Raw genomic sequence first — 22,755 nt, forward strand, 5'->3', positions numbered from 1 at the left:
GGACCGATGAACGATCTCACCGAAATGGCCACCCTGTCCGCCGGCACCGTGCCGGCCGGGCTCGACGCGGCCGTCGCCGGCGCGACCGACGCGCTGCTGGCCGCGCAGCAAGCAGACGGACACTGGGTCTACGAACTCGAGGCCGATTCGACGATTCCCGCCGAATACGTGCTGCTCGTCCACTATCTCGGCGAGACGCCGAACCTCGAACTCGAACGGAAGATCGGCCGCTATCTACGCCGTATCCAGCAGGCCGACGGCGGCTGGCCGCTGTTCACCGACGGCGCGCCGAACATCAGCGCGAGCGTGAAGGCGTATTTCGCGCTGAAGGTGATCGGCGACGACGAGAACGCCGAGCACATGCAGCGTGCGCGCCGTGCGATCCACGCGATGGGCGGCGCCGAGATGTCGAACGTGTTCACGCGCATCCAGCTCGCGCTGTACGGTGCGATTCCGTGGCGCGCGGTGCCGATGATGCCGGTCGAGATCATGCTGCTGCCGCAGTGGTTCCCGTTCCACCTGTCGAAGGTGTCGTACTGGGCGCGGACCGTGATCGTGCCGCTGCTGGTGCTGAACGCGAAGCGTCCGCTCGCGAAGAATCCGCGCGGCGTGCGCATCGACGAGCTGTTCATCGACCCGCCCGTCAACGCCGGCCTGCTGCCGCGCCAGGGCCACCAGAGCCCCGGCTGGTTCGCGTTCTTCCGCGTGGTCGATCATGCGCTGCGCGCCGTCGACGGCCTGTTCCCGAACTACACGCGCGAACGCGCGATCCGCCAGGCCGTGTCGTTCGTCGACGAGCGCCTGAACGGCGAGGACGGCCTCGGCGCGATCTATCCGGCGATGGCCAACGCGGTGATGATGTACGACGTGCTCGGCTATGCGGAAGATCATCCGAACCGCGCGATCGCGCGCAAGGCGCTCGAGAAGCTGCTCGTCGTGCACGAGGACGAAGCGTATTGCCAGCCGTGCCTGTCGCCGGTGTGGGACACGTCGCTCGCCGCGCATGCGCTGCTCGAGACCGGTGACGCGCGTGCCGAGGAAGCCGTGCTGCGCGGCCTCGACTGGCTGCGCCCGCTGCAGATCCTCGACGTGCGCGGCGACTGGATCTCGCGCCGCCCGCACGTGCGTCCCGGCGGCTGGGCGTTCCAGTACGCGAACGCGCACTACCCTGACGTCGACGACACGGCCGTGGTCGTGATGGCGATGGACCGCGCGCAGAAGCTCAGGCAGACGGACACGTATCGCGACTCGATGGCGCGCGCGCGCGAATGGGTCGTCGGCATGCAGAGCAGCGATGGCGGCTGGGGCGCGTTCGAACCGGAAAACACGCAGTACTACCTGAACAACATTCCGTTCTCCGATCACGGCGCGCTGCTCGATCCGCCGACCGCCGACGTGTCGGGCCGCTGCCTGTCGATGCTGTCGCAGCTCGGCGAGACGCCGCTGAACAGCGAGCCGGCCCGTCGCGCGCTCGACTACATGCTGAAGGAGCAGGAGCCGGACGGCAGCTGGTACGGCCGCTGGGGGATGAACTACGTGTACGGCACGTGGACGGCCCTGTGCTCGCTGAACGCGGCCGGCCTGACGCCGGACGATCCGCGCATGAAGCGCGGCGCGCAGTGGCTGCTGTCGATCCAGAACAAGGACGGCGGCTGGGGCGAGGACGGCGACAGCTACAAGCTGAATTACCGCGGTTTCGAGCAGGCGCCGAGCACCGCGTCGCAGACGGCCTGGGCGCTGCTCGGCCTGATGGCGGCCGGCGAGGTGAACAACCCGGCCGTTGCACGCGGCGTCGACTACCTGATCGCTCAGCAGAACGAAGAAGGCCTGTGGGACGAAACGCGCTTCACGGCAACCGGCTTCCCGCGCGTGTTCTATCTGCGCTATCACGGCTATCGCAAGTTCTTCCCGCTGTGGGCGCTCGCGCGCTATCGCAACCTGAAGCGCGCCAACGCGACGCGCGTGACGGTCGGGATGTAACGCGTGGCGCCGACGCAGCACAACGGCACGTTGCCCGTCATCGCCGTCACGGGGATGGCGTTCGAGGCGCGCATCGCGCGCGGTCAGGGCGTCGAGGCCGTGTTCGCCGCGCGGGCCGACCGCCTCGAGCGCGCGCTGGCCGAGGCGACCGCGCGCGGTTGCGCGGGCATCGTGAGCTTCGGCACGGCAGGCGGGCTCGCGCCCGATCTCGCACCCGGCGCGCTCGTGATCGCGGACGCGATCGACGGGCCGTTCGGCCGCGTGCAGACCGATCCGGGCTGGAGCGCGCGGCTCGTCGCCGCGCTGCACGACACGCCGGTATGGGCGCGCGTCACGCGCGGCACGATGGCGGCGGTCGGCGCGCCGGTGGTCAGCGAACAGGAAAAGACGTCGCTGCATCGCGCGAAGGGCGCGCTCGCCGTCGACATGGAATCGCATATCGCCGCGGCCTTCGCGGCGTCGCGCGGCGTACCGTTCGCGGTGTGCCGCGCGATCGTCGACCCGGCGTGGCGCACGCTGCCGCGCGCGGCGACGGCCGGCCTGCGCGACGACGGCAGCACGGCCATCCTGCCGATCCTGCGCGAACTGCTGAAGCAGCCGTCGCAGCTCGGCCCGCTGCTGCAGGTCGCGGGCGACGCGCGCGCGGCACGCACGACGCTGATCCAGGCGCGGCACGCATTCGAGCGTGCGGGCGCGATGCGGATCGTCTGAGCGGCGTTCGCCGCTTCTCCTCTCCCCCTTCCGTTCCCGTTTTCCGGACGCACAAAAAAAGCGCGCTGCGTGATGCAGCGCGCTTCGGCTTGTCAGCGGGTTCCGTGCCGCGTTACTGCGCGGCCGGTGCGCTCGCGGGCAGGGTCGGCATCGCTGGCGCGATCGGCGCGCCGTTGGAGGCCGGCGCCGTCGTCGCCCCGCTCGGCGCCGCCACGGGCGCAGCGGCCGAGGCCGCGGCAGGCGCGCTCGCGGGCATCGCGCCGTCCGCACCCGGATCGTCGTACTGCGGCAAGCCCGGCGCCGCCGGCGCGTTGTTCGGCGCGCCGCCCGACTCGCCCGGATCCTCGTAGTTCGGCAAGCCCGGCACGGCCGGCGTGGCCGCCGGCACCGCCCCCGCTTCACCCGGCTCCGTGTAGTTCGGCGGCGCGGCCGACGCCGACTGGCCGTGATACGTCAGCGACTTGCGCTGCTGCAGATACGCATCGCGGACGAACGAGTACGGATCGAGTGCCGCCTGCTTCAGCAGATCGGTCGCACCGAGCAGATCCGAGCGCGCGCTGATGAATTGCGCGATGTACATCGGATTGCGCACGGCCGGCTCGATGTAGTTGAGCAGGTTGAAGCGGACGTCCACCGCGCGGCCGACGCCGTCGCGGATCGTGCTCGGCCCGAACACGGGCAGCACGAGGTACGGGCCGGACGGCATGCCCCAGCGCGCCATCGTCAGCCCGAAATCCTGGTGGTGCTTCGGCAGCCCGGCCGGCGTCGCGATGTCGATCAGGCCGGCGACGCCGAACACCGAGTTCATCGCCACGCGCATCAGGTCCTGCGTCGCATCGGTGATGCGCAGCTGCAACAGGTTGTTCGCCATGTTGCCGAGATCGCCGAGGTTCGAGAAGAAGTTGCTGATCGCGGTACGCACGGGCGTCGGCGTGATCTTCTGGTAACCCTTCGCGATCGGCACGGCGATGTTCGTGTCGACCGTGTCGTTGAACTTGTACATCGCCCGGTTCATCGGCTCGAGCGGGTCGTTGGGGTTGCGGTTCGGGCCCGTCGCACAGCCGCTCAGCACTGCGCTGGCAGCGACGGTCGCCGCAATGATTCGCACCTTATTCATTGTTTCCTTGCAATTGGTTCTTGGCGCGTTTGACGCGCGGTTTGCCCATCAGGACGGGCTGAAACACCACGGCGCCGATCAGGGTGCAGGTCAACGCCAGCGCGAGCAGCTTGCCCATGCTCGACGTGCCCGGATGATGCGACAGCCACAGGCTGCCGAAGGCGGTTGCGGTCGTCGCGGCGCTGAACAGCACCGCGTGCGTGAGGCTCGAATGCAGCAGGCCCGTCTGGCCCGCGCGCCACGCCATCACGAAGTACACCTTGAACGCGACGCCGACGCCGAGCATCAGCGGCAGCGCGATGATGTTCGCGAAGTTCAGCGACATGCCGAGCACGACGCACATCTCGAGCGTGACGAGCCCCGACACGAGCAGCGGCACCAGCGTGCGCAGCACGTCGCCGAAGCGGCGCAGCGTGATCCACAGCAGGATCGTGATCGACAGGATCGACCACAGCGCCGCGTGCAGGAACGCGTTGATGATCGTGTCGGCCGAATGCAGGATCGAGATCGGCCCGCCGGTCGCGCCGGGTTCCGCCGCCTTCACCGTCTTCGCGAAGCGGCGCAGCATCGTGTCGTCGTTCGGGTCGACGCCCTTCGGCACCTTCGGCGAAATCTGCACGAGCGCGTGGCCGTCCGGCGCGACCCAGTCGCGCACGATCTGCGGCGGCAGCGATTCGCGCGTGATGTCCTGCGGCTGCAGCAGCGTCGCGAGCTGGTTGAGCGCGATGCGCAGCGTGTCGGAGAACGCGCGTTCGGCTCGATCGCGCGCCGCGCTGTCGGCGGCGGCCAGCTTCGCGAGCGACGCCGACAGATGCTGCGCGGCGGCGGCACCCGGGCCCGGGTGATCTTCCGCCGCGTAGCTCAGCAAATCGGACACGCGCTTGAGCGCGGCGACGCGCTGCGCATCGGTCGCGGCCGGCGCGGCCGGCTGCGTCAGCGCGGGCAGCAGCTCGCTCGCGGCCGCGGCGATCGCCGCGCGCTTGGCCGGCTGGTCGGCCGGCACGAAGGTCGTGAGCGTCGTCGTGCGGCCGACTTCCGGCAGCGCGTCGAGGCGCTTCGCGGCCGCGTCGGCCTCGGCGAGCGACGGCGCGAGCAGCGTGACGTCGTTGACGGCCGCTTCGGGCGAATCCTTCAGCGCGAGCAGCGTCGCCATCGATTCGCTGTTCGGATCCTTCAGGTGCAGCGGGTTGAAATCGAAGTGCAGGAACGCGAGCAGCGGCAGCGCGCCGATCACGACCGCGAGCGTGCCGATCAGGATCGGCTTGCGATGGCGATCGAGGAAGTCGTCGACGGGGGCGAGCCACGGAAAGCCCGGCGTCTTCGATTCGCCCGGCGGCGCGAACAGGCGCAGCAGCGCGGGCAGCAGCGTGAGCGTGGTCAGCAGCGCGACGAACATCCCGACGCCCGCGATCAGGCCGAGCTCGGACACGCCGCGATAGGCCGTGGGAATGAACGAGAAGAAGCTCGCCGCAACCGCCGCGGTGGCGAGCGCGAGCGGCATGCCCATCGAGTGCGCGGCGCCGATCAGCGCGTGATCGATGCGCGGATCGCGGAAGCGTTCCTCGCGGTACTTCACGCCGTACTGGATCGAGAAGTCGACGCCGAGGCCGACGAACAGCACCATGAACGCGACCGAGATCATGTTCAGCGAACCGACCATCGCGAGGCCGAGCGCGGCCGTCACGACGAGCCCGACGAACAGCGTGACGAGCACCGAGCCGATCATCCGCTTCGAGCGCAGCGCGAGCCACAGGATCACGAGCACCGCGAGCAGCGTGAGCACGCCGTTGAGCGCGGCGCCGTCTTGCACCGACGCGAATTCGTCGTCGGCGAGCGGCTGTTCGCCGGTCAGGCGCACGACCGCGCCGTAGCGTTGCTCGAGGCCGAGCGCTTTCGCCGTGTCGCGGATCACCCGGGTCGTTTCGGCACCGGCCTTCAGCGCGCCATAGTCGACGACCGGCTGCACCGTGACGAACGCGCGTGCCGGCTGGCGTGCGGCATCGCTGTCGACCAGCCCGCGCCACGAGAACGCGGCGGGCCTGCCGGCCAGCACGTCGTCGACCGTCGCGGCGCTGCGCGCGAGCAGCTTCGCCATCGCGGGCAGCTTCACCTGGCCGGTCAGGAGCGGCTGGCCGAGCGTGGTGGACAGCGTGGTCGCGAGCCCGGTCAGGCTCGGGTTCTTCGCGAGTTCGTTGACGAGCGGCCGCGCGCTCGCGAGCTGCGACGTCGTATCCGACACTTCCTGCGGCGACAGGAACAGCAGCCCGTTGTGCTCGAAGAACGGGCCGCCGCCGGGTTCGGCGACCTGGCCGATGCGGCCGGCGTCGGCCTGCTTGCGCAGGGCTTCGGTGAGCGTGTGCGCGGCGGCCGTCGCGAATTCGGGGGCCGGTGCCTCGACCACCGCGAGGATCGTGCCGTTGCGTTGCGGGAAGGCCTTGTCGACGGCCTGGCCGAGCGCGGCCCACTGCGGTTCCGCGTCGACGAGCTTGCTGATGTCCGTGTTGATCTTGAAGTGCTGCGCGACGTAGACGCCGCTGAAGACGGCGATGACGAGCGACAGCACGACGACCCAGACGGGGCGGCGTACCGACAATGCGACGAGTCGGACGATGAGAGAAGTCACCATGTGGCGGTGGGGAGGGGCTGGCAAGGACAAGGCAAAGAGTATACCGGCGCCACGTGACGTCGGTCGCCACGTTGGAGCGTAAAGGGGCGGGAAGGATATTTGCTGCGCCGGGAGGGAATCGCCGCGAATCGTCGGACGAATGGGCGGCAGAAATTGACATAATCGGCGCCGATCGCGCAGCGGCCGGCACCCTGTGACAAAAGGGGCTGAAAGGTAACAGTCGGTCACCGCGCGGCAGGCGGGCCGCCGGGCCGCTATACTTCGACCCACCGGCCGATGCGATCGATGCAATCCGCCGTCCGTTTTTTTCACCGAGTGCGAATATCCGTATGAAACGTCATCTGTTTGCTTTCGTCGCGGCGGCCGCCGTGTCGGTTTCCGCTTTCGCGCAGAGCGCGCCGGTCGACATCGTCCGTAATGCGGTCGAAGGCACCGTCAACGCGATGAAGGCCGATCCGGGTGCGCGCGGCGGCGACATGGCAAAAGTCACGCAAGTCGTCGAGCAGCGCTTCCTGCCCGCGACGAACTTCGAGCGCACGACCCGCATCGCGGTCGGCGATGCCTGGAAGCAGGCGACGCCGCAACAGCAGCAGGAGCTGTACAAGCAGTTCAAGCTGCTGATGACGCGTACCTATGCCGCGTCGCTCGCGCAGCTCGGCAGCCAGGACGCGAAGTTCTCGTTCAAGGCCGGCGGCGCGTCGGGTGCCGATGCGCTGGTGCAGTCGACGGTCACGACGCCGGGCGACAGCCAGTCGGTCGGCTACCGGCTCGGCAAGGTCGGCAGCGACTGGAAGATCTACGACATCGACATGTCGGGTGCGTGGCTGATCCAGGTCTACCAGGGGCAGTTCAAGAGCCAGCTCGCGTCGGGCGGGATCGACGGCCTGATCGCGTATCTGCAGAAGCACAATTCGCGGACGAATTGAGCGTCGCTGCGCGCAGTCAGGATTTTGGATGAGTGAAAGGCGCCTCCGGGCGCCTTTTTCGTTCGTGGTCAGTCGAGCGGTCGAGCGGTGATTCCACTGCGCGATGCCGACTCGGCGAATCACATGCGAAGCGAGAAAAAACAGCATCGTAGGGCTAATCAATGTGACCGAGGCGAGTGCCTTTTGCGGCGCCGCACGTCGCCGCCCTACCGCCGCCGATGCTCGACCGCGAACTTGATCAGCTCCGCCTGCCCTTCGATCTCGAGCTTGCGCTTCAGATTGAGCCGGTGCGTTTCCACCGTGCGGACCGACAGCCCCGTCTGCTGCGCGATCTGCTTGCTCGACAGCCCCTCGGCCAGCGCATCGAGGATGTCGCGCTCGCGCGGCGTCAACCGGTCGAGCGGCGACGCGGTCGCGCTTGCCTGGATCATCCGCGCGGCGAGCCCTTCGCTGAAGAACGTCTGCCCGGCCAGCACCGAGCCGATCGCGCGCACGATCTCGCTCGCGGGCGAATCCTTCAGCAGGTAGCCGCTCGCGCCGGCGCGCACGGCCTGCGTCACGTATTCGATGTTGTCGTGCATCGACAGCATGAGCACGCGAATCCCCGGAAAGCGCTCGTGGAACACGCCGGCGAGCGTGATGCCGTTCATCCCGTTCATGCCGACGTCCATCAGCGCGAGGTCGGGCTCGAGCGACGCGGCGAGCGCAAGCGCCTCGTCCGCGTTGCCGGCTTCGCCGACCACCGACAGGTCGGCCGCCTCGAGCCGCATCCGCAGGCCGTCGCGCACCAGCGGATGATCGTCGACCAGCAGAAGGCGGGCAGCGGGCCGGGCGGTGTCGGGGGCGCTCATGGGCAAGGGTCTCCGGTTATGGGGCGCGTGTTCAGGCGGCGCGCAGCGGCACGCGCGCGGCCACGACGGTGTGGCCGACCTGCGACGTGATCGTCAGCATGCCGCCCAGCGCGTCGAGCCGCTCGCGCATGTTGCGCAGCCCGATGCCGCGGCGCGCGTCGGTCTGCGTACGCTCGGCGTCGAAGCCGCAGCCGTTGTCGGCGATGGTCAGCGTGACGGCATGCGCGCCGACGTCGAGCGTGACGGCCGCGCGCGACGCCTGCGCATGATGCACGATGTTGCTGAGCGCTTCCTGCGCGATCCGGAACAGCGCCGTGTTGACCGGCGCGGGCAGCGGCCGCGCGCCGCTGTGCGCGACCTGCGTATAGCCGATGTCGATGCCGCTTTCCGCACCGAGCTCGCGCACGAGCTGCTCGAGCGCGGCGGCGAGGCCGAGATCGTCGAGCATCGCCGGGCGCAGCGCGTGCGAGATGCGCCGCACTTCGCGCAGCGTGTCGCCGAGCCGCCCGACGCCCGATGCGAGCGCCTGCTCGGCCTCGGGCATGCGCGCGGTGCCGCGCTCGAAGCGCGCGAGTGCGGATTCGAGCATCAGCTTCGCGGACACCATCATCTGGCTGATCCCGTCATGCAGCTCGCGCGACAGCCGCTCGCGCTCCTGCTCCTGCGATTCGACGACGCGCTGCGCGAGCTGCTTGAGCTTCGCGTCGGCGCTGCGCGACTCGCTGACGTTCAGCACCAGCGCACAGACGGCGATCGCCGCCGCGCCGGTCAGCGCGATCGCGGTGAGCCAGCTCATCGTGCGCTCGATGTTCGCGGACGCGCGCGCGTCGATGCGCTGCAGCGCGGTGTCGACGTCGTCGAGATAGATGCCGGTGCCGACCATCCAGCCCCAGCGTTCGAGCGCGACGACGTAGCCGAGCTTCGGCGCGGGCTTGCCCGTCGACGGCCGCTGCCACGTGTAGCGCACGTAGCCGCCGCCGTGCGACGCGGCGCCGATCAGCTGCTGGATCGTCAGCGCGCCCTGCGGGTCGCGCATCGACCAGTAGTTGTGGCCGACGCGCTCGGGCTCGCGCGGATGCATCAGCGCATTGCCGTGCAGGTCGTATACGAAGAAATAGCCGTCGGGGCCGAAATCCATCTTCTGCAGCATCGCGAGCGCCTGCGTGCGCAGCAGTCCGTCGTCGCGCGCATTGCGGCCGCTCGCGTCGTACAGCGGCATGATCGCGCTCGTCGCGAGTTCGACGTAATGCTTCAGCTCGACTTCCTTGCTCGACAGGTAGGCGGCCTGGATCGTCGCGTGCTGCGTGCGCGCGAGCGACGTCGCCTGCTGGCGTACGCCGAAGCCGATGCCGGCGATCGCGAGCAGGAACGGCACGATGGCCAGAAGGAAAATCTTTGCCTTGAGTCTCATGGTGGTGTGAAGCGGGCGCGCGTGTCGCGCGGCGGCCGGGCGAGCCGACATTGTCGGCGATTTCGCCCGCGGCCGGCGCTGTGGCGGCCGGGCGGCCAGCCGTGGCTCAGGCGCGCCGCAGCGTGCGCTCGGCGGACGGGGCCGTTTGCACGACGACCTGGTTGCGCCCGCCTTCCTTCGCGCGATACAGCGCGTCGTCGGCGAGCTTCAGTGCGGCCTGGATGCTGTCGTCGAGTTCCGGATAGCAGGTCGTCACGCCGATGCTCGCGGTCAGGCGGTCCGACGCATCCGTGTCGTGCAGGATGCCGAGATCGAGGATGGCGGTGCGGATCGATTCGGCGATCGTCACGGCGCCGGGCGTGTCGACGTCCGGCAGCACCACGACGAACTCCTCGCCGCCGTAGCGCGCTGCATAGTCGGCCGGGCGGCGCAGGCATCCGGCGATGCAGCGGCCGACCGCGGCGAGCGCATCGTCGCCGGCCTGGTGGCCTTGCGTGTCGTTGTAGCGCTTGAAGTGATCGACATCGACGAACAGCAGCGACAGCGCGTGCTGCGAGCGCGCCGCGCGGCGCCATTCGCGCGCGAGCGTGACGTCGAGCATCCGGCGGTTGTCGAGGCCCGTGAGGCCGTCGGTGCGCGCGAGCGCTTCCAGCTCGGTTTCCGCGCGGTGACGCTTGCGCAGCTGGATGTCGAGCAGCATCGACAGGCCGACGAAGCCGAGCGCGAGCAAGGCCATCGCCGAGCCGATCGGGATCGCGCGGTCGTACCACGCGGCGTAGGTGTCCGCCTCCGAGCGCGCGACCATGATGATCAGCGGCAGGTGGTCGAGGTGCCGGAACACGTACAGGCGCCGCACGCCGTCGATTGACGCGGTATCGGCGAAGCTCCCTTCGTTGGCGGTCATGAACCGGCGGAACGTGCTGGCCTTGCTGATGTTGCGGCCGACGATCGCCGGATCGTAAGGCTGGCGCGCGAGCATCAGGCCCTTCGTATTGATCAGCGCCATCGACCCGCGATCGCCGAGCGAGAGGCGCGAGAACAGGTCCTGGAAATATTCGAGCCGGATCGACATCACGGCGACGCCGCCGAACGACCCGTCGGGCCGCGTGATCCGCCGGCTGAGCGCGATGCTCGGCGAGCCGCCGCGCAAGCGCGAGCGGTACGGGTCGCTGACGTACAGGCCGACGTCCGGGTTGTCGCGGTGCACCGTGAAGAACGATTCGTTGCCGAAGTTGGCCTTGCGCGGCACGTCGCTCTTGCCGTCGACCGCGATGTCGCCGTTCGAGTCGAGCACGTAGATGCCGCCGAGATACTTGGCCGTCGTCGCGCGATCGAACAGCACCTGGCGGCGCAGCGGCATCGGCAGCGCGAGGACGGCGGGATCGTTCTCGCCTTCGACGACCGCCTGCAGCGACAGCGCATAGAACTCGATGTTGCGCTCGATGTCCCACGACGCCATCAGCGCGATGTTCTGCTGGGTGGTGCGCGCGCGATCGCGTGCGTCAATCCGGCCTTCGTACAGCAGGATGCCGCACAGCAACAACAGGATCAGTGCGATCAGCAGCCCTGAATAGAAGATCAGGTGCGGCAGCAGGAACCGGCGCAATTGGGCGGCGACGCGGCTTGTCAGGCCGGATTCGCTGGGCATTGCGTAGTCGGTTTCTGCCATGGTCCGTGGATCGATGGGCATCGTCGCCGGGGCGGCAGGCCGATGCGATTGTTCGTATGATTTGCCGGCGATGATCCGGAATGCACCCCCCGGTGCGCATTCCGCCCGACCGACCTGGAACACGGTGCCGATGATCGGCGATGGCGGCCTGATAAACCGCTGCATCACCTGCCGACCGGCAAGAATTGCCGCGATTCGACGATCCGACGAATCGGGCGGCGCGGATTGGTCCGAGTATAACGCGCGCATTCGTGCACGCGGAAAATGTTGCGGGCCGTTGATCCGGATCAAATTGTCGTCCTGGCAGAGACTTGCCAGTCGCGTGCGGAACGTTGCAGCGCAAGGCTTTGCGCCAGGAGGGGGCAGCGCGCATACCGCCGTCGCCGATTTACATGCTTTAACGGCAGGCGGACGCGGAACCTTAAATCGTGCGATTCGGATCGATTATCCGTTTCAGCGGTTGCATGAATTCGAATGTAAAAACGGGCAGCCGTAATGGCTGCCCGCTTCGTGAAAACCGCATGCGGGAAAGCCCGCATGCGAAGGCTTACGCGCCGTGCTGTTGCGCCTTGTACGCGAGCCGGAACCGATGCAGCAGCGGCTCGGTATAACCGCTCGGCTGCGACGTGCCCTGCAGCGCCAGTGCGCATGCGGCCTTGAACGCGGTCGACTGGTCGTAGCCGGGCGCCATCGGGCGATAGTTCGGGTCGCCGGCGTTCTGCTGGTCGACGACGCGCGCCATCCGCTTGAACACGTCGAGCACGAAGGCCTCGGTGATCACGCCGTGGCGCAGCCAGTTCGCGATGTGCTGGCTCGAGATGCGCAGCGTCGCGCGGTCTTCCATCAGGCCGACGTCGTGGATGTCCGGCACCTTCGAGCAGCCGACACCCTGTTCGACCCAGCGCACGACGTAGCCGAGAATGCCCTGCGCGTTGTTCTCGACCTCGCTCAGGATTTCGCTCTCGCTCCACGCGGCGCGCTCGACGACCGGCACGGTCAGCAGCCCTTCGAGCAGCGTGTCGCGCTCGCTTGCGTACGGCGTCTTCTCGAGTTCCTGCTGGATGGCCTGCACGTCGACGAGGTGGTAGTGCAGCGCGTGCAGCGTCGCGGCGGTCGGCGACGGCACCCACGCGGTGTTCGCGCCGGCGCGCGGATGCGCGATCTTCTGCTCGAGCATCGCGTGCATCAGGTCCGGCATCGCCCACATGCCCTTGCCGATCTGCGCGCGGCCGCGCAGGCCGGCCGACAGGCCCGCGAGCACGTTGTTGCGCTCGTACGCCTGGATCCACGCCGACGACTTCATGTCGCCCTTGCGGATCATCGGGCCCGCTTCCATCGCGGTGTGCATCTCGTCGCCGGTGCGGTCGAGGAAGCCGGTGTTGATGAACGCGACGCGCGCGGCCGCCGCCGCGATACAGGCGGCGAGGTTCACGCTGGTGCGGCGCTCCTCGTCCATGATGCCCATCTTCAGCGTGTTGCGCGGCAGGCCGTACAGATCCTCGATGCGCGCGAACAGCGTGTCGGCGAACGCGACTTCGACCGGGCCGTGCATCTTCGGCTTCACGATGTAGATCGAGCCGGTGCGCGAGTTGCGCTTGGCCTTCAGGTCGTGCAGCGCGCACAGCGTCGTGACGACACCGTCGAGGATGCCTTCCGGAATCTCGTTGCCGTCGCGGTCCAGCACCGCGCCGTTGGTCATCAGGTGGCCGACGTTGCGCACGAACAGCAGCGAGCGGCCGTGGAGCACCAGCGTGCCGCCGGCCGGCGTGGTGTACTCGCGATCGGCGTTCAGGCGGCGCGTGAAGGTCTTGCCGCCCTTCGCGACCTCCTCGACCAGCGTGCCCTGCATCAGGCCGAGCCAGTTGCGGTAGAGCTGGACCTTGTCGTCGGCGTCGACCGCCGCGACCGAATCCTCGCAGTCGATGATCGTGCTGACCGCGGCTTCGAGCACGACGTCCTTCACGTTCGCGAGATCGGCGCGGCCGATGGGGGTCGACGCGTCGATCTGGATCTCGAGGTGCAGGCCGTTGTGCTTCAGCAGGATCGCGGACGGCGCGCCGGCCGCGCCCTGGTAGCCGACGAACTGCGCCGGCTGCGCGAGGTGCACGACGCCCTTGCCGGTTTCGACGGCGAGCTGGCCGTCTTCCACGCGATAGCGCAGCGCGTCGCGGTGCGAGCCGCTCGCGAGCGGCGCCGCGTTGTCGAGCACGCCGCGCGCGTAGTCGATCACGCGCTGGCCGCGCGTCGGGTTGTATGCCGTGGTGCGCTCGGCGCCGCCGTCTTCCGGCAGCGCATCGGTGCCGTACAGCGCGTCGTACAGGCTGCCCCAGCGTGCGTTCGCGGCGTTCAGCGCATAGCGCGCGTTCGACAGCGGCACGACGAGCTGCGGGCCGGCCTGCGTCGCGATCTCGCTGTCGACGTTCGCGGTGGCTGCCGCGACATTCGACGGGACCGGCACGAGGTAGCCGATCTGTTCGAGAAATGCGCGAAACGCGGCATGGTCACGCACCGGGCCAGGGTGCGCGCGATGCCACGTGTCGAGTTCCTGCTGCAGGCGGTCGCGTTCCGCGAGCAGCTCGCGGTTGCGCGGCGCGAGGTCGTGTACCAGGGCCGAGAAACCGCTCCAGAACGCGGCCTTGTCGATACCGGTGCCCGGCAGTGCTTCGTTTTCAATGAACTGGCTCAGCGCTGGCGCGACTTGCAGTCCTGCTTGGTCGATCATCGTGATTCCTCCCGGGGAAAAAATTCGCGCGCGGCTTGGCTGACTCATGTCGCGACGCTTTGTACGCCGGCGCGGGCGATCAGCGCGTCCTGCTCGGACTTTACGCCAGACACGCCGATCGCGCCCGCAATCCGGCCGTCGAACGCTACCGGCACGCCGCCTTCGAGCAAGCCCGTCAGCGGCACGCTGAGAAACGCGGTGCGGCCACCGTTGATCATATCCTCATACGCTTTCGTCTCGCGCCGGCCGAGCGCCGCCGCACGCGCCTTGTCCTGCGCGATGACGGCGCTGGCCGGCGATGCGCCGTCCAGGCGCGCGAACGCGAGCAGGTGGCCGCCGTCGTCGACGATGGCGATCGATACGGCCCAGCCGTGCCGTGCGGCTTCCACGCGGGCGGCCGCGAGCATGCGTTCGGCGTCGGCGAGCTGGAGTTCGGGTTTGGTTTGCATCATGTTCCTCCGGAATCAGCGGTCGGTGGAATCAGTCGACCCGTCGGTCGTCGACGAGCTCGATCCAGTGGCGCACGCGCGTGCGGCCCGCGCCGTTCAGGTGAGTCTGGCAGCCGACGTTGGCCGTGACAATCAGGTCCGGCCGCGCGGCTTCGAGCGCGTCGAGCTTGTTGTCGCGCAGCCTGGCCGCGAGTTCGGGCTGCGTCAGCGCATAGGTGCCGGCCGAGCCGCAGCAGAGATGGCCGTCGGCGACATTCGTCAGATCGAAGCCGAGCCGCGTCAGGATGCTTTCGACCGCGCCGCCGAGCCGCTGCGCGTGCTGCAGCGTGCACGGGCAGTGGACCGCGACGCGGCGTCGCGTCGACTCGGCCAGCGCGTCGAGCGGCTCGGCCGCGATCACTTCCGCGAGGTCGCGCGCGAGCGCGCTGACGCGCCGCGCCTTGTCCGCATAGACGGGGTCGGAGCGCAGCAGGTCGCCGTATTCCTTCACGAACGCGCCGCAGCCGCTCGCCGTCAGCACGATCGCCTCCGCGCCGGCTTCGATCGCAGGCCACCACGCGTCGATGTTGCGGCGCGCGCGCGCGAGCCCGGCATCCTGCGCGTTCAGGTGATATTCGGTCGCGCCGCAGCAGCCGGCTTCGCGCGCGGGCGTCACGCTGATGCCGAGGCGGTCGAGCACGCGCGCGGCGGCCGCGTTCGTGTTCGGCGACAGCGAAGGCTGCACGCAGCCTTCCAGCATCAGCACGCGCCGCGCATGGCGTACCGGCGGGCGCGGCGTGGCGGCGGGCACGGCGGCCGGAATGTTGTCCTGCAGCGTGCCGGGCAGCAGCGGGCGCAGCGCGCGGCCGGCCCTCAGCAGCGCGGCGAAGGTTGCCGGCCGCGGCACCACGTGACGCAGGCCCGCGCGCAGCAGGCGCTCGCGCGCAGGCCGCCGCGCGCGCTTCTCGGCTTCCGCGCGGCCGATGTCGAGCAGCGTGTGATAGCGCACGCCGGACGGGCAGGTCGTCTCGCAGTTGCGGCAGGTCAGGCAGCGGTCGAGATGCTGCTGCGTGCGCTCGCCGCACGGCTCGCCTTCGAGCATTTGCTTGATCAGGTAGATGCGTCCGCGCGGCCCGTCGAGCTCGTTGCCGAGCACTTGATAGGTCGGGCAGGTCGCATTGCAGAAGCCGCAGTGCACGCACGCGCGCAGGATCGCTTCCGCTTCGTCGGCCCGGTCGAGGGCCTTGCTGGCTTCGCTGAGATTGGTTTGCATATCGGCGGTTCGAAGTCGGGTTGGCGTCAGACGTTCGCGTACTGGCGGCCGGGATTGAAGATCGCATGCGGATCGAGCTGCGCCTTCAGCTGTCGATGCACGCGCAGCAGCGCGGGCGGCAGCGGCTGGAACGGTTCGGGCGTCGTGCCGGGCGTGAAGCAGGTCGCGTGGCCGCCCCACTGCGCGGCGAAGTGCTGCACGTCGGCCGGCGCGGCGTCGCTTTTCAGCCAGCGCTGCGCGCCGCCCCAGTCGACGAGCAGCGCGCCGGGCAGCGCATCGAGCGGCGCGGCCGCCGGCACCGATACGCGCCACAGCGCGCGCGGACTGTCGAAGAACGGCAGCGACAGGTCGCGCAGCCGCGCCCAGAACCCGTCGTCGCGATCGTCCATCCGCTCGCCGCCGATCGTGTCGCGCGCGGCCTTCACCGAGCCCTCGCCGCCTTCGAGCCGCACGCGCAGCACGCCGTCCGCGTGGCAGGCACCCGCGAGCGGCAGCCCCGCGCGACGCCATGCCGCGACGCGCTGCACGGCTTCGCCGGCAGCGAGCGTCAGCGCGAGATCGCCGGTCGCACGCGGCTTCGGCAGCACCTTCAGCGATACCTCCGTCACGACGCCGAGACAGCCGAAACTGCCCGCGAGCAGCCGCGACACGTCGTAGCCCGCGACGTTCTTCATCACCTCGCCGCCGAAGCGCAGGTGCTTCGCGTGGCCGGTGATCACGCGACAGCCGAGCACGAAGTCGCGCACCGCGCCGGCCCACGGGCGGCGCGGCCCCGACAGCGCCGCCGCGAACATGCCGCCGACCGTCGCCGTGCCGCCGAACGTGGGCGGCTCGCACGGCAGCATCTGGCCGGCCGCGTCGAGCATCGCTTCCAGTTCGGCGAGCGGCGTGCCCGCGCGTGCGGTGATGACGAGTTCGGTCGGGTCGTACGCGACGATGCCGCGGTGCGTGCGCACGTCGAGCGTGCGGCCTTCGACCGCGCGGCCGACGAACGCCTTCGTGCCCGCGCCGCGGATGTGCAGCGGCTGGCGCGCGTGGATCGCGGCGTCGACCTGCGCGACGAGCGCCGCGCTGTCGTCGATCGATTCGGGTTCGCGTTCGCGTCGCATCAGAAGCGCTCCAGTTCGGGAAACGGCAGCTTGCCGTGATGGACGTGCATCGCGCCGAACTCGGCGCAGCGGTGCAGCGTCGGGATGTTCTTGCCGGGGTTGAGCAGGCGCTGCGGATCGAACGCGGCCTTCACCGCGTGGAAGAACGTGATTTCGTCGGCGTTGAACTGCACGCACATCTGGTTGATCTTCTCGCGCCCGACACCGTGTTCGCCGGTGATGCTGCCGCCTGCCGCGACGCACAGTTCGAGGATCTTGCCGCCGAGCGCTTCCGCGCGGTCGAGCTCGCCGGAACGGTTCGCGTCGAACAGGATCAGCGGATGCATGTTGCCGTCGCCCGCATGGAACACGTTCGCGACCGGCAGCGCGTATTGCGCGGACAGCGCGGCGATCCCTTCGAGCACGCGCGGCAGCTCGCGGCGCGGGATCGTGCCGTCCATGCAGTAGTAGTCGGGCGACATGCGGCCGACCGCCGGGAACGCGTTCTTGCGGCCGGCCCAGAAGCGTTGCCGCTCCGCTTCGTCGCGCGCGACGCGGATCTCCGACGCGCCCGCGTCGCGCAGCAGCGCGGCCACGCGTTCGGCGTCTTCGTCGACATCGGTCGCGGCGCCGTCGAGTTCGCACAGCAGGATCGCCTGCGCGTCGACCGGGTAGCCGGCGTGGATGAAGTCCTCGGCCGCGCGGATCGCGAGGTTGTCCATCATCTCGAGCCCGCCGGGGATCACGCCCGCGCCGATGATCCGCGCGACCGCCGCGCCGGCTTCGGCCACGTCGTCGAAGCTCGCCATCAGCACCTTCACGCTCGACGGTTTCGGCAGCAGCTTCACCGTCACCTCGGTGACGATGCCGAGCATCCCCTCGGAGCCGGTGAACAGCGCGAGCAGGTCGAAGCCGGGCGCGTCGAGCGCGTCGGCGCCGAGCGTCAGCGTGTCGCCGTCGATCGTCAGGATCTCGACCTTCAGGATGTTGTGCACCGTCAGCCCGTATTTCAGGCAGTGCACGCCGCCCGCGTTTTCGGCGACGTTGCCGCCGATCGAGCAGGCGATCTGCGACGACGGATCGGGCGCGTAGTAGAGGCCGTAGGGTGCCGCGGCCTGCGAGATCGCGAGGTTGCGCACGCCCGGCTGCACGCGCGCGATGCCGGCGTCGGCGTCGATTTCCAGGATCCGGTTGAACTTCGACATCACGAGCAGGATGCCTTTTTCGAGCGGCATCGCGCCGCCCGACAGCCCGGTGCCCGCGCCGCGCGCGACGACCGGCACGCCGTGCGCGGCCGCGACGCGGAGCACCGCGCGCACCTGCTCGACCGTGTCGGGCAGCACGACCGCAAGCGGCACCGTGCGGTACGCGGCGAGGCCGTCGCATTCGAACGGCTTCAGCGCCTCGCGCTCGTGCAGCACGTCGAGGCCGGGCGCCGCCGCGCCGAGCGCGGCGACGAGCGTGTCGCGGTCGACGGTCGCCAGCGGGCCGTCGATCCGTTCGTCGTAGGTGAAACTCATCGTGTGTCTCCGTCTCCACCATCTTCATCGTGCAGGCGTCCGCGGGACGCGCGGCACGCCGATGGACGGCATTCTTGGCGGGCCGCGGGGGCGTGTCCAGATGCCGCCGCCGTGGTCATACCAGTTTTTGTTCGAGTGCCTTTGAGGGGCGGCTGGATGTGACGTAAAACGCAATCAGCACAAGGGTTTGTGCGAAAATCGGCGACATCCTTCCGAAGTGGTCATACCAGTATGGAAATGCAGAATCGACAAGCGCCGGCGCGCAATGTCGCCGATGTCGTCGCCGAGCGGATCGAGCAGCTGATCGTCGACGGCGTGTTGAAGGCCGGGCAGGCGCTGCCGTCCGAACGTCGGCTGACCGAGAAGCTCGGCGTGTCGCGCACGGCCGTGCGCGAAGGGATGAAGCTGCTGCGCGCGCGCGGGATCATCGACACGACGCACGGCAAGGGCTCGTTCGTCGCGAGCCTGACCCCGCAGCGCGAAGTCTCGCCGATGATGCATCTGCTCGGCTCGCAGCCGCGCACGCTGTACGACCTGTTCGAGGTGCGCGGCATGCTCGAGACCGAAGCCGCGCGGCTCGCCGCGCTGCGCGGCACGCCCGCCGACTTCATCCTGATCAAGCGCCGCTATGAGGAGATGACGGCGGCCGATGCGCAGGATCTCGATCCGGCCGCGCGCGCGAAGCTCGACCATGCGTTCCATCTCGCGATCTGCGAGGCGTCGCACAATCCGGTGCTGGTCAACACGCTGCAGTCGCTGACCGACCTGCTGCTCAGCTCCGTGTTCGCGTCGGTGAACAACCTCTATCATCGCGAGCCGCTGAAGAAGCAGATCGACCGCCAGCACGCGCGGCTCTACAACGCGGTGACGGGACGGTTGCCCGACCAGGCCCGCAAGGCGGCGAGCGAGCATATCCGGCAGTGCGTCGAGTATCTGCGCGAGATCGAAGAGGAGGAGCAGCGGCTCGTGCGCTCGACGTTGCGGCTCGAAGGGTGGACTTGAGTCACTTGAACCAGCGTGGCCGATGACGTCAGGACGTGTGTCAAGCATGTTGAGTTGACGATGCGGCCTATTCGATGCGTGGCCCGACACGGCCTGTTTAGCCGCTGCGCGACATGCGCTCAGGCGGTTGAATCGGGCGAAATTGGGGTGTAGTTCGTACCCGAAACGCGCAAAAAAGCCCGCCGAAGCGGGCAATCCTCTCGATGAAGAGGGGGAGATGCGAATCCGCAATCGGCGGTCAGGGCGAGTTCAACCTTTCGTCGCCCCAAACGTGAGCCCCGCGACGAAATGCTTCTGCATCGCGAAGAACATCGCGACCGACGGCAACGCTGCGAGAATCGACCCGGCCGAAACAAGGTTCCAGGAAGTCGTCCATTGCCCCTTCAGCGCCGCCACACCCGCGGTAATCGGCGCGGCCTCGTCACCTTGCGTGAGACACAGCGCCCAGAAGTAATCGTTCCACACGAACGTAAACACGAGAATCGCGAGCGCGGCCAGCGCCGGCCGGATCAACGGCAACACGATCCGCCAGAACACCGTCCACTCTCCCGCGCCTTCGATCCGCGCCGCCTCGATCAGCTCGAACGGCAGCTGCTTGATGAAGTTCCGCAGAAACAGCGTACAGAACCCCGTCTGAAACGCGACGTGAAACAGAATCAGCGCCTCGACCGTATTGAACACCCCGAGCCTGAGCGACAGGTCGCGAACCGGAATCATCAGTACCTGCACCGGCACGAAATTCCCCGCGACGAACGTCCCGAACAGCGCGGCATTCCCGCGAAACCGGTAAGTCGCCAGCGCGAACCCAGCCATCGCCGCGAGCGCGATCGACCCGAGCACCGACGGCACCGTGATCTGCACGCTGTTCCAGAAGTAATGCAGCATTGGCGACGTGGTCAGCGCGTCGCGATAGTTCTCGATCATCGAGAAGTGCCGCGGCCAGCCCCAGTAGTGACCTTCGACCAGCTCCTCGGTCGAGCGCACCGACGTGACGAACACCGCGATCATCGGCAGCAGCCAGATCACGAGCGCGACGGGCAGCGACAGCTTGTACAGCCGGCGCGATACCGGCTTCCAGTGGGCAACGGGTGTCGGAAACATGATGGATGGTTCCCCGGAAGGTCAGGTCACTGCTCGTTGCGCAGCATGCGGCGCAACTGGAACATGATGTAGACGAGCATGATCGCGAACAGCACGACCGCGATCGACGCGGAATAGCCGAGCCGGTAATACTTGATCGCCTGGTCGTACATGTAATACGCGAGCACGGTCGAGCTCTCGAACGGGCCGCCGCCCGTCATCACCGAAATCAGGTCGAAGCTGCGCAGCGCGCCGATCACCGTGACGACGATCGCCATGAACGTGGTCGGCCGCAATTGCGGCAGCACGACGTGCCACAGCAGCGCGAAGCCGCGCGCGCCTTCCATCCGTGCCGCTTCGATCTGCTCCGGGTTCACCGACGTGAGGCCGGTCAGGTACAGGATCATGCAGTACGCGGTCTGCGGCCACAGCGCGGCGAACACGATGCCGAACGTCGCATAGCGCGCATCGCCGAGCACCGGGATGCCGTGCCCGGCGATCAGCGCGAGCAGCCCGAAGGTCGGATCGTAGAACCACGAGAAGATCAGGCCGACGACCACGCCGGACAGCACGAACGGCGCGAAGAACAGCGACTTCACGAGCCGGATGCCGGCGACCGCCTGGTTCAGGTACAGCGCGAGCGCGAGGCCGAGCGGCGGCGCGAGCATGAACAGCGCGAGCCAGATCACGTTGTTGCGCAGCGCGGTGTAGAACGTCGGCGCTTGCAACAGCTCGGCGTAGTTCGCGAGACCGACGAACGTGCGCTCGGTCATCCCGTCCCAGTTGCAGAGGCTCAGCCACAGCGTCGACAGGATCGGCCAGATCACATAGACGGCAACCATTGCGCACGCGGGCGCGAGAAAGAGCCACGCGGCGCGCCGTTGTCGCCGCACGGCCGGCGACGGGCGGCGCGCGCGCAGCGCGGCAGGCGAGCTGCGGGCCGGCGGCGCGGCGGCGGGCGGTGCGGCCGGGGCAGCCGCCGTTGCGACGGGTCTGGACGTGATCGGACTGGACACGGCAAGCCTCCTGGGCGGATGCGGCGGCACTCGGCCGCCGCAGGGGTCACGCGGTTACTTCTTGTAGATCCGCTTGCGGGTCTGTTCGAGTTGCGCGAGCACGGTGTCGAGCTGCGCGGGATTCGCGACGAACTGCTGCATCCCCTTCATCCCTTCGTCGGCCATTTCCTTCGTCATGTCGCGGTCGTAGAACTGCGCGACGCCGCCCCGGGTGTCGGCGAGGATCCGGAAGCCGATGCGCGAGATCGGATCGGCCGGCTCCGGCGACTTGCCGTTGGCCGACAGCGAACCGAGCCCTTCGGCGAGCTTCGCGCCCATCTCGGGCGTTTCGACGAACGCGAGGAACGTATGCGCGTCGGCCTTGTTCTTCGCCTTGGTCGGGATGTGCAGCGATTCGACCGGGCCGTCCTCGGCGGTCGGCACCTTCGGGTCGATGACGGGGAAACGGTAATAGCCCATCTCCTGCTTCACGTTCGGCGGAAAGCCCGCGGCGATGAAGGTGCCCATCAGCATCATCGCGGCCTTGCCCTGGAACAGGAACGGCTGCGCGCCGTCGAGATCGTAGGACAGCGCGTTGTCGATGAAGTAGCCCGAGTCGATCAGCGATTTCCACGTCGTGTAGACCTTCTTCACGCGTGGATCGGTATACGGCACGTCGCCGGCCATCAGCTGCTGGTGGAATGCGTTGCCGTTCAGGCGCAGGTCGAGATAGTCGAACCAGCCGGCGAGCGTCCACGCGTCGCGGCCGCCGATCGCGATCGGCGTGATGCCGGCCGCCTTCAGCTTCTTGCATGCATCGAGAAACTGGTCCCAGGTCTTCGGCTCGTCGGCGATGCCGACCTTGCCGAACAGGTCCTTGCGGTAGAACAGCCCCCACGAGTAATAGACGGTCGGCGCCGCATACTGCTTGCCGTTATAGGACGATGCGCTGCGCGTCGACGCGTACATCGCGTCCCAGCCGTTCTTCTTCCAGTCGCCGCTCAGGTCCTCGAACAGCCCGCGCTTCGCGTAGTACGCCATGCGCTCGCCCGCGTGCCAGTTCACGACGTCGGGCGCGACGGTCGTGAGCCATGCGGGGAGCTGCACCTTGTACGCTTCCTCGTCGACGAAGGTGGGCTTCACGTCGATGTCGGGATGGGCCTTGTGGAATGCTTCGATCGTCGACTGCCAGACCGCGCGCTGGCTGGCGCCCTTGAACGCGATGTTGATCGTCAGCGTGCCCGCGTCGGCCGGCGCCGCGGCGCCGAACGAAGCGAACGCGATGGCGGCGGCGGTCGCAAGCCGGGCGGCGACGCGAAGGGGGCGATGTGTCATGGGTGTCTCCATTCCTGTCTG

The 22,755-nt window shown here is 68.6% G+C and carries 18 protein-coding genes; 5 read left to right on the plus strand and 13 right to left on the minus strand.

The features are described 5' to 3' along the window. The first annotated feature begins 6 nt into the window (after positions 1-6). Positions 7-1,980, plus strand: coding sequence for a squalene--hopene cyclase (gene shc / locus U4Z64_RS17650; protein WP_321809961.1), 1,974 nt, complete (start codon positions 7-9; stop codon positions 1,978-1,980). 3 nt (positions 1,981-1,983) lie between these two features. Continuing rightward, positions 1,984-2,691, plus strand: coding sequence for a phosphorylase (locus tag U4Z64_RS17655; protein WP_082088758.1), 708 nt, complete (start codon positions 1,984-1,986; stop codon positions 2,689-2,691). A 112-nt stretch (positions 2,692-2,803) separates the two neighbouring features. Here the strand turns inward: U4Z64_RS17655 and U4Z64_RS17660 are convergent, their stop codons facing one another. Both U4Z64_RS17660 and U4Z64_RS17665 read right to left on the minus strand, forming a co-directional pair. Beyond that, complete coding sequence (locus U4Z64_RS17660) at positions 2,804-3,808, minus strand: VacJ family lipoprotein (RefSeq protein WP_124485982.1); 1,005 nt, start codon at positions 3,806-3,808, stop codon at positions 2,804-2,806. Next, the gene (locus U4Z64_RS17665) at positions 3,801-6,434 is read right to left on the minus strand and encodes an MMPL family transporter (protein WP_321809960.1); all 2,634 of its coding nucleotides are present in this window, start codon (positions 6,432-6,434) and stop codon (positions 3,801-3,803) included. Before U4Z64_RS17665 ends, U4Z64_RS17660 begins: the two co-directional genes overlap by 8 nt. A gap of 329 nt (positions 6,435-6,763) precedes the next feature. Here U4Z64_RS17665 and U4Z64_RS17670 point away from each other — a divergent pair, with 329 nt between their 5' ends. Next, positions 6,764-7,360 (plus strand): phospholipid-binding protein MlaC, encoded by a 597-nt coding sequence (locus U4Z64_RS17670; protein WP_124485984.1) that lies wholly within the window; start codon positions 6,764-6,766, stop codon positions 7,358-7,360. A 206-nt stretch (positions 7,361-7,566) separates the two neighbouring features. Here U4Z64_RS17670 and U4Z64_RS17675 read toward each other — a convergent pair whose 3' ends face one another. The 3 genes from U4Z64_RS17675 to U4Z64_RS17685 all read right to left on the minus strand — a co-directional run bounded on the left by U4Z64_RS17675 (position 7,567) and on the right by U4Z64_RS17685 (position 11,291). Further along, positions 7,567-8,211: a response regulator gene (locus U4Z64_RS17675; RefSeq protein ID WP_044848871.1), complete on the minus strand. Its 645-nt coding sequence runs from the start codon at positions 8,209-8,211 to the stop codon at positions 7,567-7,569. Between the two features lie 31 nt (positions 8,212-8,242). After that, on the minus strand, positions 8,243-9,622 hold the full coding sequence (locus tag U4Z64_RS17680; RefSeq protein WP_044848872.1) for a cache domain-containing protein: 1,380 nt from the start codon (positions 9,620-9,622) through the stop codon (positions 8,243-8,245). 106 nt (positions 9,623-9,728) lie between these two features. Beyond that, positions 9,729-11,291 carry a diguanylate cyclase gene (locus tag U4Z64_RS17685; protein WP_044848873.1) on the minus strand — a complete coding sequence of 521 codons (1,563 nt, stop codon included), beginning with the start codon at positions 11,289-11,291 and terminating at the stop codon, positions 9,729-9,731. A gap of 13 nt (positions 11,292-11,304) precedes the next feature. On the opposite strand from U4Z64_RS17685, the gene U4Z64_RS17690 reads away from it, so the two are divergent. Further along, the gene (locus tag U4Z64_RS17690; RefSeq protein WP_321820585.1) at positions 11,305-11,787 is read left to right on the plus strand and encodes a hypothetical protein; all 483 of its coding nucleotides are present in this window, start codon (positions 11,305-11,307) and stop codon (positions 11,785-11,787) included. 51 nt (positions 11,788-11,838) lie between these two features. Here U4Z64_RS17690 and U4Z64_RS17695 read toward each other — a convergent pair whose 3' ends face one another. From U4Z64_RS17695 to glcD, 5 genes are read right to left on the minus strand one after another with little or no spacing between them, the layout of a single operon-like run. Continuing rightward, positions 11,839-14,013, minus strand: coding sequence for a malate synthase G (locus U4Z64_RS17695; RefSeq protein ID WP_257772815.1), 2,175 nt, complete (start codon positions 14,011-14,013; stop codon positions 11,839-11,841). Positions 14,014-14,057: 44 nt separating this feature from the next. Continuing rightward, positions 14,058-14,462, minus strand: coding sequence for a GlcG/HbpS family heme-binding protein (locus U4Z64_RS17700; protein WP_044848880.1), 405 nt, complete (start codon positions 14,460-14,462; stop codon positions 14,058-14,060). Positions 14,463-14,493: 31 nt separating this feature from the next. Further along, on the minus strand, positions 14,494-15,714 hold the full coding sequence (gene glcF / locus U4Z64_RS17705) for a glycolate oxidase subunit GlcF (protein ID WP_321809959.1): 1,221 nt from the start codon (positions 15,712-15,714) through the stop codon (positions 14,494-14,496). Positions 15,715-15,740: 26 nt separating this feature from the next. Next, positions 15,741-16,823, minus strand: coding sequence for a glycolate oxidase subunit GlcE (glcE, locus tag U4Z64_RS17710; RefSeq protein WP_321809958.1), 1,083 nt, complete (start codon positions 16,821-16,823; stop codon positions 15,741-15,743). Beyond that, on the minus strand, positions 16,823-18,322 hold the full coding sequence (glcD, locus tag U4Z64_RS17715) for a glycolate oxidase subunit GlcD (protein ID WP_321809957.1): 1,500 nt from the start codon (positions 18,320-18,322) through the stop codon (positions 16,823-16,825). The genes glcE and glcD overlap by 1 nt, the downstream gene beginning before the upstream one ends. Before the next feature lie 231 nt (positions 18,323-18,553). Here glcD and glcC point away from each other — a divergent pair, with 231 nt between their 5' ends. Beyond that, positions 18,554-19,324, plus strand: a complete 771-nt coding sequence (gene glcC, locus U4Z64_RS17720; protein WP_044848878.1) for a transcriptional regulator GlcC — start codon at positions 18,554-18,556, stop codon at positions 19,322-19,324. A gap of 249 nt (positions 19,325-19,573) precedes the next feature. Here glcC and U4Z64_RS17725 read toward each other — a convergent pair whose 3' ends face one another. The 3 genes from U4Z64_RS17725 to U4Z64_RS17735 are packed head-to-tail and all read right to left on the minus strand — an operon-like array spanning position 19,574 to position 22,734. Further along, entirely contained in the window at positions 19,574-20,425 is an 852-nt protein-coding gene (locus tag U4Z64_RS17725; RefSeq protein ID WP_039318652.1) for a carbohydrate ABC transporter permease, read from the minus strand. A 26-nt stretch (positions 20,426-20,451) separates the two neighbouring features. Further along, a complete protein-coding gene (locus tag U4Z64_RS17730) occupies positions 20,452-21,420 on the minus strand; it encodes a sugar ABC transporter permease (protein ID WP_321809956.1) in 969 nt (322 codons plus the stop codon). Positions 21,421-21,474: 54 nt separating this feature from the next. Next, positions 21,475-22,734, minus strand: coding sequence for an ABC transporter substrate-binding protein (locus U4Z64_RS17735; protein WP_044847392.1), 1,260 nt, complete (start codon positions 22,732-22,734; stop codon positions 21,475-21,477). Between the last annotated feature and the right edge of the window lie 21 nt (positions 22,735-22,755).

Source organism: Burkholderia sp. BCC1996 (assembly GCF_905339955.1).
Taxonomy (GTDB): domain Bacteria; phylum Pseudomonadota; class Gammaproteobacteria; order Burkholderiales; family Burkholderiaceae; genus Burkholderia.

Excerpts from the sequence above, each read along its gene's own strand:
- U4Z64_RS17695 (WP_257772815.1), bottom strand. The coding sequence starts at position 14,013 with ATGATCGACCAAGCAGGACTGCAAGTCGCGCCAGCGCTGAGCCAGTTC.
- glcE (WP_321809958.1), bottom strand. The coding sequence starts at position 16,823 with ATGCGACGCGAACGCGAACCCGAATCGATCGACGACAGCGCGGCGCTC.
- U4Z64_RS17725 (WP_039318652.1), bottom strand. The coding sequence starts at position 20,425 with ATGTTTCCGACACCCGTTGCCCACTGGAAGCCGGTATCGCGCCGGCTG.
- glcF (WP_321809959.1), bottom strand. The coding sequence starts at position 15,714 with ATGCAAACCAATCTCAGCGAAGCCAGCAAGGCCCTCGACCGGGCCGAC.
- U4Z64_RS17680 (WP_044848872.1), bottom strand. The coding sequence starts at position 9,622 with ATGAGACTCAAGGCAAAGATTTTCCTTCTGGCCATCGTGCCGTTCCTG.
- shc (WP_321809961.1), top strand. The coding sequence starts at position 7 with ATGAACGATCTCACCGAAATGGCCACCCTGTCCGCCGGCACCGTGCCG.
- U4Z64_RS17675 (WP_044848871.1), bottom strand. The coding sequence starts at position 8,211 with ATGAGCGCCCCCGACACCGCCCGGCCCGCTGCCCGCCTTCTGCTGGTC.
- U4Z64_RS17735 (WP_044847392.1), bottom strand. The coding sequence starts at position 22,734 with ATGACACATCGCCCCCTTCGCGTCGCCGCCCGGCTTGCGACCGCCGCC.
- glcC (WP_044848878.1), top strand. The coding sequence starts at position 18,554 with ATGGAAATGCAGAATCGACAAGCGCCGGCGCGCAATGTCGCCGATGTC.
- U4Z64_RS17690 (WP_321820585.1), top strand. The coding sequence starts at position 11,305 with ATGGGCATCGTCGCCGGGGCGGCAGGCCGATGCGATTGTTCGTATGAT.
- glcD (WP_321809957.1), bottom strand. The coding sequence starts at position 18,322 with ATGAGTTTCACCTACGACGAACGGATCGACGGCCCGCTGGCGACCGTC.
- U4Z64_RS17665 (WP_321809960.1), bottom strand. The coding sequence starts at position 6,434 with ATGGTGACTTCTCTCATCGTCCGACTCGTCGCATTGTCGGTACGCCGC.
- U4Z64_RS17670 (WP_124485984.1), top strand. The coding sequence starts at position 6,764 with ATGAAACGTCATCTGTTTGCTTTCGTCGCGGCGGCCGCCGTGTCGGTT.
- U4Z64_RS17685 (WP_044848873.1), bottom strand. The coding sequence starts at position 11,291 with ATGGCAGAAACCGACTACGCAATGCCCAGCGAATCCGGCCTGACAAGC.
- U4Z64_RS17660 (WP_124485982.1), bottom strand. The coding sequence starts at position 3,808 with ATGAATAAGGTGCGAATCATTGCGGCGACCGTCGCTGCCAGCGCAGTG.
- U4Z64_RS17700 (WP_044848880.1), bottom strand. The coding sequence starts at position 14,462 with ATGCAAACCAAACCCGAACTCCAGCTCGCCGACGCCGAACGCATGCTC.